General features: G+C 30.3%; 18 protein-coding genes. 13 read left to right on the top strand and 5 right to left on the bottom strand.

Translation table 11 applies throughout. The features are described from left to right. Positions 1-52 precede the first annotated feature (52 nt). From N2251_RS03160 to tsaB, 8 genes are all read left to right on the top strand, one after another. Positions 53-1,036 carry a cytochrome c oxidase subunit 3 gene (locus N2251_RS03160; RefSeq protein WP_260585266.1) on the top strand — a complete coding sequence of 328 codons (984 nt, stop codon included), beginning with the start codon at positions 53-55 and terminating at the stop codon, positions 1,034-1,036. Positions 1,037-1,054: 18 nt separating this feature from the next. Continuing rightward, positions 1,055-1,393 carry a cytochrome C oxidase subunit IV family protein gene (locus N2251_RS03155; RefSeq protein WP_260585265.1) on the top strand — a complete coding sequence of 113 codons (339 nt, stop codon included), beginning with the start codon at positions 1,055-1,057 and terminating at the stop codon, positions 1,391-1,393. Positions 1,394-1,459: 66 nt separating this feature from the next. Continuing rightward, positions 1,460-2,140: a hypothetical protein gene (locus N2251_RS03150; protein ID WP_260585264.1), complete on the top strand. Its 681-nt coding sequence runs from the start codon at positions 1,460-1,462 to the stop codon at positions 2,138-2,140. Beyond that, the gene (locus N2251_RS03145) at positions 2,127-2,774 is read left to right on the top strand and encodes an SCO family protein (protein WP_260585263.1); all 648 of its coding nucleotides are present in this window, start codon (positions 2,127-2,129) and stop codon (positions 2,772-2,774) included. The genes N2251_RS03150 and N2251_RS03145 overlap by 14 nt, the downstream gene beginning before the upstream one ends. 1 nt (position 2,775) lies before the next feature. Beyond that, the gene (locus tag N2251_RS03140) at positions 2,776-3,297 is read left to right on the top strand and encodes a DUF420 domain-containing protein (RefSeq protein WP_260585262.1); all 522 of its coding nucleotides are present in this window, start codon (positions 2,776-2,778) and stop codon (positions 3,295-3,297) included. Further along, positions 3,290-3,502 carry a CAMCR motif-containing small membrane protein gene (locus tag N2251_RS03135; protein WP_260585261.1) on the top strand — a complete coding sequence of 71 codons (213 nt, stop codon included), beginning with the start codon at positions 3,290-3,292 and terminating at the stop codon, positions 3,500-3,502. The genes N2251_RS03140 and N2251_RS03135 overlap by 8 nt, the downstream gene beginning before the upstream one ends. Positions 3,503-3,719: 217 nt before the next feature. Further along, positions 3,720-5,054, top strand: coding sequence for a TolC family protein (locus N2251_RS03130; protein ID WP_260585260.1), 1,335 nt, complete (start codon positions 3,720-3,722; stop codon positions 5,052-5,054). 89 nt (positions 5,055-5,143) lie between these two features. Beyond that, positions 5,144-5,824 (top strand): tRNA (adenosine(37)-N6)-threonylcarbamoyltransferase complex dimerization subunit type 1 TsaB, encoded by a 681-nt coding sequence (gene tsaB, locus N2251_RS03125; RefSeq protein ID WP_260585259.1) that lies wholly within the window; start codon positions 5,144-5,146, stop codon positions 5,822-5,824. On the opposite strand, the gene N2251_RS03120 is transcribed toward tsaB, so the two are convergent. From N2251_RS03120 to N2251_RS03110, 3 genes are read right to left on the bottom strand one after another with little or no spacing between them, the layout of a single operon-like run. Next, the gene (locus N2251_RS03120) at positions 5,816-6,484 is read right to left on the bottom strand and encodes a hypothetical protein (protein ID WP_260585258.1); all 669 of its coding nucleotides are present in this window, start codon (positions 6,482-6,484) and stop codon (positions 5,816-5,818) included. The genes tsaB and N2251_RS03120 overlap by 9 nt on opposite strands. A gap of 50 nt (positions 6,485-6,534) precedes the next feature. Beyond that, positions 6,535-7,341 (bottom strand): mechanosensitive ion channel family protein, encoded by an 807-nt coding sequence (locus tag N2251_RS03115; protein WP_260585257.1) that lies wholly within the window; start codon positions 7,339-7,341, stop codon positions 6,535-6,537. 1 nt (position 7,342) lies between these two features. Beyond that, positions 7,343-7,714 (bottom strand): DUF1304 domain-containing protein, encoded by a 372-nt coding sequence (locus N2251_RS03110; protein WP_260585256.1) that lies wholly within the window; start codon positions 7,712-7,714, stop codon positions 7,343-7,345. Positions 7,715-7,872: 158 nt separating this feature from the next. Here N2251_RS03110 and N2251_RS03105 point away from each other — a divergent pair, with 158 nt between their 5' ends. After that, positions 7,873-8,220: a toxin-antitoxin system YwqK family antitoxin gene (locus tag N2251_RS03105; RefSeq protein ID WP_260585255.1), complete on the top strand. Its 348-nt coding sequence runs from the start codon at positions 7,873-7,875 to the stop codon at positions 8,218-8,220. A gap of 62 nt (positions 8,221-8,282) precedes the next feature. On the opposite strand, the gene N2251_RS03100 is transcribed toward N2251_RS03105, so the two are convergent. Both N2251_RS03100 and purN read right to left on the bottom strand, forming a co-directional pair. Next, positions 8,283-8,918 (bottom strand): ribonuclease H1 domain-containing protein, encoded by a 636-nt coding sequence (locus tag N2251_RS03100; RefSeq protein ID WP_260585254.1) that lies wholly within the window; start codon positions 8,916-8,918, stop codon positions 8,283-8,285. Next, complete coding sequence (gene purN, locus N2251_RS03095; RefSeq protein ID WP_260585253.1) at positions 8,911-9,480, bottom strand: phosphoribosylglycinamide formyltransferase; 570 nt, start codon at positions 9,478-9,480, stop codon at positions 8,911-8,913. Before purN ends, N2251_RS03100 begins: the two co-directional genes overlap by 8 nt. A gap of 185 nt (positions 9,481-9,665) precedes the next feature. On the opposite strand from purN, the gene N2251_RS03090 reads away from it, so the two are divergent. The 4 genes from N2251_RS03090 (at position 9,666) to N2251_RS03075 (ending at position 12,457) form a co-directional block, all read left to right on the top strand. Then, positions 9,666-9,902 carry an acyl carrier protein gene (locus N2251_RS03090; RefSeq protein ID WP_068702406.1) on the top strand — a complete coding sequence of 79 codons (237 nt, stop codon included), beginning with the start codon at positions 9,666-9,668 and terminating at the stop codon, positions 9,900-9,902. Positions 9,903-9,907: 5 nt separating this feature from the next. Then, positions 9,908-11,158, top strand: a complete 1,251-nt coding sequence (fabF, locus tag N2251_RS03085) for a beta-ketoacyl-ACP synthase II (protein ID WP_260585252.1) — start codon at positions 9,908-9,910, stop codon at positions 11,156-11,158. 6 nt (positions 11,159-11,164) lie between these two features. Next, complete coding sequence (gene rnc, locus N2251_RS03080; RefSeq protein WP_260585251.1) at positions 11,165-11,902, top strand: ribonuclease III; 738 nt, start codon at positions 11,165-11,167, stop codon at positions 11,900-11,902. An 84-nt stretch (positions 11,903-11,986) separates the two neighbouring features. Continuing rightward, the gene (locus N2251_RS03075) at positions 11,987-12,457 is read left to right on the top strand and encodes an IPExxxVDY family protein (RefSeq protein WP_260585250.1); all 471 of its coding nucleotides are present in this window, start codon (positions 11,987-11,989) and stop codon (positions 12,455-12,457) included. Positions 12,458-12,460 lie beyond the last annotated feature (3 nt).

The raw sequence follows: 12,460 nt of genomic DNA, 5'->3' as shown, positions 1-12,460 counted from the left end.
AAATGCGTAATTTTGGCGCACTGTTTTAACAAAAATTAACAAAAAGAGATTTATGGAAGCAAATAATGCTGTAAATTCTGATAAAAAAGAAACCTGGGGCGGAGGTGGTGAAAAACCATTTGGCGCTAGTTATGGTAAAATGATGATGTGGTTTTTCATCGTATCTGATGCATTAACCTTTTCGGGGTTTTTAGCAGCGTATGGTTTAACACGTTTTAAGTTTATTGATTCATGGCCAATTGCCGATGAAGTGTTTACACACTTTCCGGGATTGCATGGTGTACACGCACCGATGTATTATGTAGCGTTAATGACATTTATTTTAATTGTATCATCAGTAACAATGGTGTTGGCAGTTGATGCAGGTCATCAAATGAAACAAAAGAAAGTAGCTTGGTATATGTTTGCTACGATTATCTTCGGAATTATTTTCGTTGGATCTCAAGCATGGGAGTGGAAAAACTTTATCAACGGTTCTTATGGAGCAGTTAAAACTTCAAACAATCATATCTTACAATTCGTAAAAGATGGTCATCAAATCGCTTTAGCAGATTTTGTGCATGCAGAGAGAAAAGATGATAGAGTGCAACATACTCGTGAAAACGGAGTGTGGTTTGAAAAGGAAGAAACAATTTCTCAATATTCAGTAGCACAAATTCAAGAAGCTTTTAAAGCAGATCCTTCTTTGTTAATTAGAACAGAAAGATTAAATCCTGAAACGAAACAAAAGATAATCCTATCAAGAACAGAAAGTTTAGAGAAATTAGCTTTAGCAAAACAAGTTGTTGAAGGAGCTAATTTAGAAGTAAATGAATATGGTAATCCGATATTTGCAGATTTCTTTTTCTTTATTACAGGTTTTCATGGTTTTCACGTATTATCAGGAATCATCATTAATATCATTATATTCTTTAACGTAGTTTTAGGAACTTACGAGCGTAGAGGACATTATGAAATGGTTGAAAAAGTAGGTTTATATTGGCACTTTGTAGATTTAGTTTGGGTATTTGTATTTACCTTCTTCTACTTAGTATAATTTAAAAGCGATATTAAAATGGGTCACGCACAGGAATCAAATAAAAAAAGAATTTGGATTGTTTTAGCAATCTTAACAATTATAACCACTGTAGAAGTAGCTTTTGGTATTGTTAAACCAGATGCAATGCATTTACATGGATGGGGAACAAGTTGGTTAAACTGGTTTTTTATTATCTTAACATTAGTAAAAGCATATTATATTGCTTGGGCATTTATGCACTTAGAGGGTGAGAAAAAATGGTTTAGAAGATCAATCGTTTGGATACTCGTCTTTTTAGTTTCTTATTTATTATTTATAGTATTGATAGAGGGAGATTATTTAAATGAAACATTAGCACCATTAGTAAAATGGTAATCAAATAATATTTTTAAAAAAAAGGTGGTTTTAACCACCTTTTTTTGACTTTAATTTGGAATTGAAATGGGTAAAACTAAAAAGTTTATTGTCTTATTTGCACTATTTATAGTGCCTTTGTTGTTTTATGTTTTATTACAATTAGGTACACATAATTTTGGAAAACTACCAATAGTATCTAAAAACGTTATTGATGTTTCTTTAATTGATAAGAATTTTACCTTTGATAAAAGAGTTACCGTAGTTACTTTTTTAGGAAATGATATCGACTTAGTAAAAGGAGAAGTGTATAATTTAAAAGAAAAAATTTATAAGAATTTCTCTAATTATGTAAGTTTTCAAATGATTTCTTTAGTTGATGAGAGTCAAAAAGAAGCTGTAGAAGACTTAAAAGAAATGTTAAGTGTTAATGTAGATTTAAGTAGATGGGATTTCGTTTTTGCGTCTGCTGAAGAAATGGAAGCTTTACACGAAAGTTTTAAAACGCCAAGTCCTTTAGATGCAAATTTCCGTTCACAAAAAGCATATATTATCGATAAAGAACTTAATTTAAGAAGAGGTAAATCGACAATTAATAGTTTAGAAGATAAAAATTTATTCGGATACACGATGAAATCTGTAGCAGAACTTAAAAACGATATGATTGACGACATAAGTGTTGTTTTAGTTGAGTATAAACTAGCATTGAAGAAGAATAACAGCAGTGACGACCGAAGAAAAAATAGCATTTCAAATGAAAAAAAATAAGTATTCATACGTAGGCATTTCTTTTATTATTTTATTGTTCGGTATTTATGCCGTACCAAAAATTATAAAACATTTTCAAACTGCCGATTTACATAAATTTAATAAAGTGCCTGCTTTTGAGTTTGTAAATCAAGAAGGAAAAACAATTAGTAATGATGATTTTAAAGGTAGAGTATATGTGGTAGAGTTTTTCTTTGCTACTTGCCCCACAATTTGCCCTTTAATGAATGCAGAAATGGTTACCATTCAAAATGAATTTATGGGAAACCCTAATTTCGGAATAGCCTCTTTTTCTATCACTCCAGATATTGATACGCCAAATCAATTAAAACAATATGCACTTAAAAACGGAATTAACCACAAAAATTGGCATTTGCTAACAGGAAAATCAGAGGATGTTGTTTATGATTTATCTAATGAAGGCTTTAAACTATTTGCAGGTAAGGGTGAGGTTTCTCATGGCGGATTTGAGCATTCGGGTTTATTTGCTTTGGTTGATAAAAACGGATATATCCGTTCGCGTTACGATGAACATGGAAATCCGATTATGTACTACCGTGCATTAGATGAACATGGTTTTGGAAATCAAATTACAGAATTAAAACAAGATATTAAGTTGCTTTTGAAAGAATAGTATGAACACTGAAGAAAAAAAATATAAAAAACTGATTACCATAGTTTCAGTTGTAATTCCATTAGCTGTAGCTGCTTTATTCGGAATTAAAATACCAAATGTTGAACCATTATCTTTTTTACCGCCAATTTATGCGAGTGTAAACGGATTAACAGCATTGTTATTAATAGCCGCTGTAATAGCGATTAAAAAGGGAAACAAGAAATTACACGAACAATTAACCACTGCCGCAATTATTTGTTCAGTATTATTCTTAGTAATGTATGTGGCATATCATATGACTTCAGATTCTACAAGTTTTGGAGGAGAAGGCGTTGTAAAGTATATTTACTTATTTATTTTATTTACTCATATCGTATTATCAATAGTAGTAATACCTTTTGTATTAATAACATTTATGAGAGCACGTTTAGGTAATTTTCCTCAACATAAAAAAATAGCAAAAATTACATTTCCATTATGGTTGTATGTTGCAGTAACAGGTGTAGTTGTGTATTTAATGATATCTCCATATTATGTATAAAAAATATATATTATTTGTTTTATTTATTGTTTCTGTAAATGCATCTGCGCAGTGTGCTATGTGTAAAGCAGTAGTAGAAGGAGGAAACGAAACGATGGCTGAAGGTGTTAATAACGGAATTACCTATTTAATGGTGTTCCCTTATATTTTAGTAGGTGTTTTATCTTACTTTATTTACCGCCATAAAAAAATGGTTAAAAAGTAATATTTTAATTAGTGCGTTTTTTTTGTAACATATGCTGCTTTTAGTCGTCATATAAAAAAAACTAAAACAATTGTTCAGTTTCAGAACTGTAAATGTTCGAAATCAAACAGTTGAAAAATAATTAATTACGGTAATTAGCTTTAAAACAGTTTGTTACTGTTTGTTTCTTTTTTGGAACATCAATTGACTAATTATAATGAACAAAAAAATATTCGTTTTGAAAACAAAATTTGTAATAGCCGCAGCTTTATTTACTACGCTAGCTGGTTTTTCTCAAAAACAATGGACACTTAAAGAATGTGTTAATCACGCATTAGAAAACAACATTACAATAAAGCAGAATATGCTTAATATTGATATTGCTGAAGCTGATGTAAAAAGTGCTAGAGGAAATAAATTACCATCTTTAAGTGGTTCTACTGGAGGTAATTTAAGATTTGGTTCTGGTTTCGATCCAGTTTCTCAAGATAGAGTTTCTACAAGTAATTTTGGTGGTTCCTTTGGTTTATCTACTGGTATTACAGTTTTTAACGGTTATAGAGTGTTAAATACTTATAAGCAGGCAAAATTAGGTGTAGAAGGAAGTAAGTTAGATTTAGAAGTGATTGAGAATGATATTGCTTTACGTGTTGTTAACTCGTATTTAAACGCTTTGTTTGCTAAAGAAAATTTACTTGTTGCAACTACGCAAGCAGCTATTAGTAAAAAGCAAATTGAACGTGCAAAAGCACAGTTTGAAGCAGGAGCAGTTCCTAAAAGTGATTTATTAAATGTGCAATCTACAGCATCAAACGATGTACAGAATTTAGTTGCTCAAGAGAACGCTTTAAATTTAGCATTACTTAATATTTCACAGTTATTACAAGTGCCTTTTAATGGTTTTGATGTAGCAAAAATTGAAATAGATTCACCATCTGCTGCAATGCTTTACAGTACTTCAGAGGAAGTATATAAAAAGGCATTAACTAACAGACCTGAAATAACTAGAGCAAAATTAAATATTGAGAATGCAGATCTTTCTATAGCGATTGCAAGATCGGCGTATATGCCATCTGTTACAGCATCAGGAAATGTTGGAACGAATTATGGATATAATTTAGATTTACCAACAGGTTTTTCTAACACAGGTTTTTTAACTCAATTAGATAACAATTTAGGGTACGGTATTGGCTTTAATGTTAGTATTCCAATTTTTAATGGATTTAAGACCGATGCGAGTGTAGAGCGTTCAAAAATTAGTAAATTAATTACTGAAACAAGGTTAGAAAGTCAGAAATTACAATTGCAGCAAACAATAGAAAAATCTTTTCAAGATGCAAAAGCAGCATCGAAATCATTTGAAGCAGCAGAAATTTCTTTAGAAGCACAAAAAGAAGCTTTTAAAAATGCACAAGTAAGTTATGATTATGGTTCGATGACGCAATTTGATTATGATCAAGTTCGTAATCGTTTAGTAAATGCTGAAAGCGCACTAATTAGAGCAAAATATAACTACGTATTTACAACCAAAGTATTAAAGTTTTACTACGGAGAAGATATCTTATTAGATTAAAAGTATAATTTATATACAATAAAACTCATCACTTTTTAGCTGATGAGTTTTTTGTTTTTTAAGAGTATCTTTGCCTAAATTTTTAGAATTTGGCATTGATACTTAACATAGAAACTGCAACAAAAAACTGCTCTGTTAGTTTAGCAAAAGACGGAATGGTTTTAGCAATTAGAGAACTAAATGATGGTAATTATTCGCATGCAGAAAAATTACACCCTTTTATTCAAGAACTTTTAATGGAAGTAAATATTACTTCAGAAAGGATAGACGCAGTAGCTGTAAGTAAAGGGCCAGGTTCGTATACGGGACTTCGTATTGGTGTTTCAGCAGCAAAAGGAATGTGTTTTGCTATAAATAAACCGTTAATTTCTATACAGACTTTAAAATCGCTAGCCTACAGTATTTCTATCCAAGAAGGATTGATTGTATCAATGTTAGATGCACGAAGAATGGAAGTGTATTCAGCAGTGTATAATCCAAATTACGAACAAGTAAGAAAAATCAAAGCAGAAATAATTGATGAAGATTCTTTTAGGGAAGAGTTATCAAAAGGGAAAGTTTATTTCTTAGGTGATGGAGCTGCAAAATGTAAGGACGTAATTACTCATAATAATGCAGTTTTTATTGACGATAAATTTCCGTCAGCAAAAGAAATGGCAAAATTAAGTTATGATAAGTACAAAAAAAACGACATCGAAGATGTCGCTTATTTTGAGCCTTTTTATCTAAAAGATTTTATTGCTATTCCTGAAAAAAAGAAATTACTTTAATGTATTATAGTACTTAAAAATTTTAATTAGATCGTCCTCTTTTTTTGTTTTCAATTTATTTTTTTTTATAAATTTCTTTAACTCTTTAGATTTATCTGAGAAGAGGTTTAAAAATTTTCTTGTTTTTGTTGGGATTTCTATAACTTTTTTATCGTTTTCAAACTTTATAAAATAAATATTCTTTTTTTTCTTAAAAATTGCTGGTGTATAAGAATTATAACCAGTTTTAACTTTAATTTCCTCTCTTAAAATAATCTTCTCTTTTAGTAATATTTTAAATGAAGATTCATTATGTTTAATTACATAGAAGTGCTTTTCATTTTGCTTATCAGATTTGTTGAACGCTGCGTAAACTTTATTGGAGTAAACAAATGTAATTTTTAAAGGGCTATCAACTGTTAAATATTTTGTAATTCCATTATGTAAAACTTCAAAATAGTCTTGATGAGCATTATACCTAGCTTTTAGATTGGTGTTCTTATATCCCGAAATTTTAACAGGTCTAAATTCTTTGTTAATATAAGGAGTTCCTTTTGTTCTCTTGTCAGTATTCTCAAAAATCTTAAAAGACATAGCTGCTGCTAATGAATTCCTATTTCCTAATTGTGCATTTATTAGTAAAACTTGTATTACTAATAAAAATGTTAATTTGTATTTCATGTTACAGTCTTTAGTAAATAAACATAAAAAAAATAAATAAGATACACAAATTATTTTTGAATTTCAACAGCATGAGGATATGGAATTTCAATGCCAGCTTTATCTAGTGCTAATTTTACGTTTTCGGTAGTTTCGAAATAAACATCCCAGTAATCAGCTACATTAACCCATGGTCTAACAGCAAAGTTTACTGAGCTATCTGCTAGTTCAGATACATTTACAGAAGGAGCAGGGTCTTTTAATACTTTAGGATTTACTGTTAAAACTTGCATTAAAACTTCTTTTGATTGTTTAATATCAGCATCGTAAGAAACGCCAAAAGTTAAATCTATACGCAATTTTCCTTCTGTAGTGTAATTAATAATATTTCCATTTGATAGTATACCGTTTGGAATAATCGCTAATTTGTTACCAGGCGTATTTAATTGAGTGGTAAAAATCTGTATTTCTTTTACCACACCTTTAATTCCTTGTGCTTCTATTAAGTCACCTATTTTAAAAGGTTTAAATATCATTATTAAAGCACCACCAGCAAAGTTAGAAAGTGAACCCTGTAAAGCTAAACCAACAGCCAAACCTGCAGCACCAATAATAGCAGCAAACGAAGTGGTTTCTATACCTACTTTAGATAACAGAACAATAATTAACAGAATTTTAAGTGTCCAGTTAATAAGGTTCAATGAAAATTTTTGTAAACTTTCATCGTAATTTTTTTTCATCATTATAGTAGTTGTAGTTAGCATTACTTTTTTAATAAGCCAAGAACCAACAACCCATATAATAATAGCTGTTAATATTTTAAATCCGTATTCCATACCATAAGTAATAATGCTGTCAATGATTTTTTCGAAATCCATTTTAATTGTAAATTTTTAATAAGGTTAAAATTATTGCTATAATTGCGGGTATAGCTTGAATATAAAGAATTCTTATCTTCTTTGTTGAATAAGACCCATAAACACCTGCTATGGTCACACAACTAAGAAAAAATATAGCAATACTATTTGGGTAATTGTTGTCGAGTAAAGCCCAAATTAATCCAGTGGCCAGAAAACCATTGTATAAGCCTTGGTTAGCGGCCAGTACTTTTGTCTCTTCTGCAAATTCTTTGTTTTTTAAACCGAATGTTTTTATTCCTTTAGGTTTTGTCCATAAAACCATTTCTAAAAACATTATGTATATGTGAATTAAAGCTACGAGACCGATGAATATGTATTGTGTAATGTTCATAATGTAAAGATGGAATTAAATTAAATAAATTTATAGCTTTTTAAAATAAAAAAGAAGTTACAAAAAACCAATGTTAAATTAATGTTACGTAAATGTTTCCTGTTTGTAAAATAATTTGTATATTTGGATTGTAAGTATTAATTATAAAAAATTTAGATATGAAAAAATTAGTAATAGCTGTTTGTATTTTATCAGTATCATTATTACAAGCTCAGGATAAAGCGCCAAAATTTGAAAAGTCAGGAGGTTTAGTAAAAGCAACTTATTTTTATAAAGACGGCAAGGTAAAAGAACAGGGTTTTTTCAAAAATAAAAAATTAACAGGAACTTGGATTTCTTTTGATGCTGAAGGAAGCAAGAAAACAATTGCGCATTATGAAGCGGGCAAAAAAGTAGGTAAATGGTTTATGTGGAAAGAAGACGGTTTAAAAGAGATAGATTATACAGATAATGTTATTGCTAGTGTTCAGACTTGGAGAGAAGAAACAGAAATGGCTGTTAAATAACTTTAAAGAGTTCGTATTTATATAAAAAATAGAAATAACCAGGTGTTTTTACTCGGTTATTTCTATTTTCTACCAAAATCAGCAGGAATTTCCCCCCAAGCTTTAGTTTCCCATTTTAATATAGGGTTTTTAAAAGTATTTTCTTTTAACCACTTTTCGGCACGTTTTATTAAATCTAAGATATCTTTATTACTTGCGTCAAAAGTTATGTTGGTTCTACATTGTTTCTTTTTAATCCAACTCATTGCTATTCTAGAATCAGAATATATAGGATAAGTATCCATTTTTTTATTCTTTAAGAGTGCTATTCCATGTACCAAAGCTAAAAATTCACCAATGTTATTAGTCCCTTTTTTATAAGGACCCATTCTAAAAATTTCTTTTTTGCTTTTTGTTAAAACACCACGATACTCCATCACACCAGGATTTCCAGCACAAGCAGCATCAACAGCAATAGTTTCTAAATTAGGTATTCCGTAACTAGCTTTTTCTTCAGCGGATAAGACAACCTTTTTAGTCTCTTTACCTATATAATCACTGTAATTTTTAGTAAAAGCAATTTCGGCTGCTTTTTTATCTATAAAAGCTTTGTATTGAGCACCTTCAAATCCGGTAATTTGTTTTTTACAAACATTCCACGAAATGAAAACACCTGTTTTTTTACCCTTCCAAACAACGTAATATTTTTTTTTAGACATTTTCTAAAATTACATTTTCTATAATTTTAGGAAAGTGTTCTTGCTCTAACATATGAATTTTATTTGCGATATTATCTGCTGAATCTGAAGAAAGCACATTAGTTTTCGTTTGATAAATAATAGCACCTTCGTCGTAATTTTCGTTTACATAATGAATTGTAATACCAGTTTCGGTTTCATTATTTTCTTTTACAGCCTTATGAACATTCATACCATACATGCCTTTACCACCATATTTTGGTAGCAATGCAGGGTGAATATTTATTATATTATTAGGAAAAGCAGTAACTATTTTAGCCGGAATACGCCATAAAAATCCTGCAAGTATAATTATATCGGCTTCAACTTGTAAAAAATTTAAAATAGTATCTTCTTTTACAAAGTTCTCTTTGTCAAATAACGAAGCATCTATATTTAAACGTTCACATCTATCAAAAACCTTGGCATGTTCATTGTTAGACAATACGTGAGTAACGGTAGCAATATTGGAATTTTGAAAGTATTTAATAATATTTTCAGCATTAGAACCAGAACCAGAAGCAAAAATTACGATACGTTTCATGTTAATTATGGTATTTTGTTGCTACAAAAAAAAGAATAATTATTAACAACGGTGGTGTTTGTAGCAAAATATTCAATATTTTTTTTATATTAGACCACACATTTTTGAGCAAAAGTTAGAATTAATAGTTAAGATTCGTACTTTTGCCTCGATTTTAAACTTTAAAACAAACAAACAAACAAATTATGTCAGACATAGCATCAAGAGTAAAAGCGATTATCGTAGACAAGTTAGGAGTAGACGATAACGAAGTAACAAACGAAGCAAGCTTCACAAACGATTTAGGAGCAGATTCTTTAGATACTGTTGAATTAATCATGGAATTCGAAAAAGAATTTGATATCCAAATTCCAGACGATCAAGCAGAAAACATAGGTACAGTAGGTCAAGCAGTAAGCTATATCGAAGAAGCTAAAAAATAATTTATATGCAATTAAAACGAGTTGTAGTAACTGGACTTGGCGCATTAACGCCAATAGGAAACAATAAAGAAGAGTATTGGAATAGCTTAGTTAACGGAGTTAGCGGAGCTGCGCCTATAACGTATTTCGATGCTGCCAAGTTCAAAACTCGTTTTGCATGTGAGTTAAAAAACTTTAACGCGACTGATTTTATCAACAGGAAAGATGCGCGTAAAATGGATAGGTTTACGCAATATGCTATGGTAGCTTCAGATGAAGCAATAGTAGATTCGAAGTTAAATCTAGACGAAATTAACAAATTTAGAGTAGGTGTAATTTGGGGAGCTGGTATTGGAGGTTTAGAAACTTTTCAAAACGAAGCTATGAATTTTGGAGCCGGAGATGGTACACCAAGATTTAATCCATTTTTTATACCTAAAATGATTGCTGATATCGCACCAGGTCATATATCTATTAAAAATGGATTTATGGGGCCTAACTATACAACGGTATCTGCATGTGCATCATCAGCAAACGCGATGATAGATGCATTAAATTATATTAGACTTGGACATTGTGATGTTATTGTAACAGGAGGTAGTGAAGCTGCTATTACATATGCAGGTGTTGGAGGTTTTAATGCAATGCACGCACTTTCTACTAATAATAAAAACCATAAATCTGCCTCGAAGCCTTTTGATGCAGAACGTGATGGTTTTGTTTTAGGAGAGGGAGCAGGAGCACTTGTGTTAGAAGAATATGAACATGCAAAAGCACGTGGAGCAAAAATTTATGCAGAAGTTATTGGTGGAGGAATGTCATCTGACGCTTACCATATGACAGCACCACATCCTGATGGAATTGGTGTTATTGCTGTAATGAAAAACTGCCTTGAAAATGCAGGTTTAAAACCAGAAGATGTAGACCATATTAATACACATGGTACTTCTACACCTTTAGGAGATGTTGCTGAGTTAAAAGCTATTTCTGAAGTTTTCGGAGCACATGCTAAAAACATCAACATTAATTCAACAAAATCTATGACAGGCCACTTATTAGGTGCTGCCGGAGCTGTTGAATCTATTGCATCTATATTAGCAATGGAACACGGTGTTGTACCACCAACGATTAACCACGTTAACGTTGATGAGAATATTAATTCAGAGTTAAACTTAACGCTAAACAAACCTCAAAAAAGAGAGATTAAAGTTGCAATGAGTAATACATTTGGATTCGGAGGTCATAACGCTTGTGTAGTCTTTAGAAAACTAGATTAATTTCTTATGAATTTTCTTCGTAGAATCGTTAAGCCCCAAAACAAAGAGGATGAAGTTTTTTACTACGAATTAAAAGAGCTGCTTAATTTTAAACCAATAACACTTTCGCATTATAAGAAAGCGTTTACACACAGGTCTTTAAAATTAGTTGATGAAAAAGGACACCCTATTAATTACGAACGGTTAGAGTTTTTGGGTGATGCAATTTTAGGTTCAGTAATGGCCTCTTATTTGTATAAAAAAGTACCGGAAGGAGACGAAGGATACTTAACTCAAATGCGATCGAAAGTAGTAAGTAGAGCACACTTAAATACTTTAGGAAAAGATTTAGATTTAATTCGATTCATAAAAAGTAATATCTCTCAAGCTAACATTAGTAATAATATTTACGGTAATATTTTTGAAGCTTTAATTGGTGCTATTTATTTAGATAGAGGTTACAATTATTGCAATCAATTTATTTACGATCAAGTAGTATTACCTTATGTAGATATTGAAAGATTAGAAGGTAAAATATCTAGCTATAAAGGATATGTTATTGAGTGGTGTCAAAAGAACAAGAAAAAGTATAAGTTCGAATCTTACGAAGATTCTGGAAATCAAAATAAGAAACATTTTAGTGTTCGAGTTAGTATTGACGGAAATATTATAGGTAAGGGTAGAGCCACTTCAAAGAAAAAAGCAGAAGAAATAGCTGCGAAAAGAGTGTATTTTGCAATGCAAAGTCAAATGGAAAACTCTTAACATTAGCGCGAAAACCTTTTCGTAAATTTTACATTATATTTTAGATACATTCAGTAATTTAGCTAAAAGCAAATACTTGTTTTTATGACTAGTTATACATTGAATATTAATGAATTCGCTACTAATGATTATGCATTAATAGGCATTCACACAGTATTAGATGAATGTAAGTTAGCATATTTATTAAATAAATATTTGCATATAAAGTTTCGTAAAGCGAATTACGATTTAGACTTCACCCAAAAAAATCATCAATCTTTTTATTCAGTATATGAATATTTAGATATAACATTAGATTGTGATTGGTTTTTAATAACCAATGTATATAAGTCAACCCGTAAAACAGTGTCAACAAGCCTTTTTAATGAGAGCGATTCAATTACACGTCTTGTTCCAGAGAAAAAAAAAGTTGATTTTTTTTTAAAAATAACAGGAGATTTTAATTTTGAATACATTGTGAAAACAATAGAAAAAATAAATAAAATTCCGCAAATTATTACCTCATACGAAGTAGAGGTAGAATCTTTAAAGTCGAAAGACTTTTTAATATTTTAAATT

Source organism: Tenacibaculum haliotis, from assembly GCF_025215075.1.
Lineage (GTDB): Bacteria > Bacteroidota > Bacteroidia > Flavobacteriales > Flavobacteriaceae > Polaribacter > Polaribacter haliotis_B.
This window is presented reverse-complemented; position numbering and strand designations above follow the sequence as displayed.

Excerpts from the sequence above, each read along its gene's own strand:
- N2251_RS03150 (WP_260585264.1), top strand. The coding sequence starts at position 1,460 with ATGGGTAAAACTAAAAAGTTTATTGTCTTATTTGCACTATTTATAGTG.
- N2251_RS03105 (WP_260585255.1), top strand. The coding sequence starts at position 7,873 with ATGAAAAAATTAGTAATAGCTGTTTGTATTTTATCAGTATCATTATTA.
- N2251_RS03145 (WP_260585263.1), top strand. The coding sequence starts at position 2,127 with ATGAAAAAAAATAAGTATTCATACGTAGGCATTTCTTTTATTATTTTA.
- N2251_RS03110 (WP_260585256.1), bottom strand. The coding sequence starts at position 7,714 with ATGAACATTACACAATACATATTCATCGGTCTCGTAGCTTTAATTCAC.
- fabF (WP_260585252.1), top strand. The coding sequence starts at position 9,908 with ATGCAATTAAAACGAGTTGTAGTAACTGGACTTGGCGCATTAACGCCA.
- N2251_RS03115 (WP_260585257.1), bottom strand. The coding sequence starts at position 7,341 with ATGGATTTCGAAAAAATCATTGACAGCATTATTACTTATGGTATGGAA.
- N2251_RS03100 (WP_260585254.1), bottom strand. The coding sequence starts at position 8,918 with ATGTCTAAAAAAAAATATTACGTTGTTTGGAAGGGTAAAAAAACAGGT.
- N2251_RS03140 (WP_260585262.1), top strand. The coding sequence starts at position 2,776 with ATGAACACTGAAGAAAAAAAATATAAAAAACTGATTACCATAGTTTCA.
- N2251_RS03135 (WP_260585261.1), top strand. The coding sequence starts at position 3,290 with ATGTATAAAAAATATATATTATTTGTTTTATTTATTGTTTCTGTAAAT.
- N2251_RS03075 (WP_260585250.1), top strand. The coding sequence starts at position 11,987 with ATGACTAGTTATACATTGAATATTAATGAATTCGCTACTAATGATTAT.
- N2251_RS03090 (WP_068702406.1), top strand. The coding sequence starts at position 9,666 with ATGTCAGACATAGCATCAAGAGTAAAAGCGATTATCGTAGACAAGTTA.
- N2251_RS03160 (WP_260585266.1), top strand. The coding sequence starts at position 53 with ATGGAAGCAAATAATGCTGTAAATTCTGATAAAAAAGAAACCTGGGGC.
- rnc (WP_260585251.1), top strand. The coding sequence starts at position 11,165 with ATGAATTTTCTTCGTAGAATCGTTAAGCCCCAAAACAAAGAGGATGAA.
- N2251_RS03120 (WP_260585258.1), bottom strand. The coding sequence starts at position 6,484 with ATGAAATACAAATTAACATTTTTATTAGTAATACAAGTTTTACTAATA.
- N2251_RS03155 (WP_260585265.1), top strand. The coding sequence starts at position 1,055 with ATGGGTCACGCACAGGAATCAAATAAAAAAAGAATTTGGATTGTTTTA.
- purN (WP_260585253.1), bottom strand. The coding sequence starts at position 9,480 with ATGAAACGTATCGTAATTTTTGCTTCTGGTTCTGGTTCTAATGCTGAA.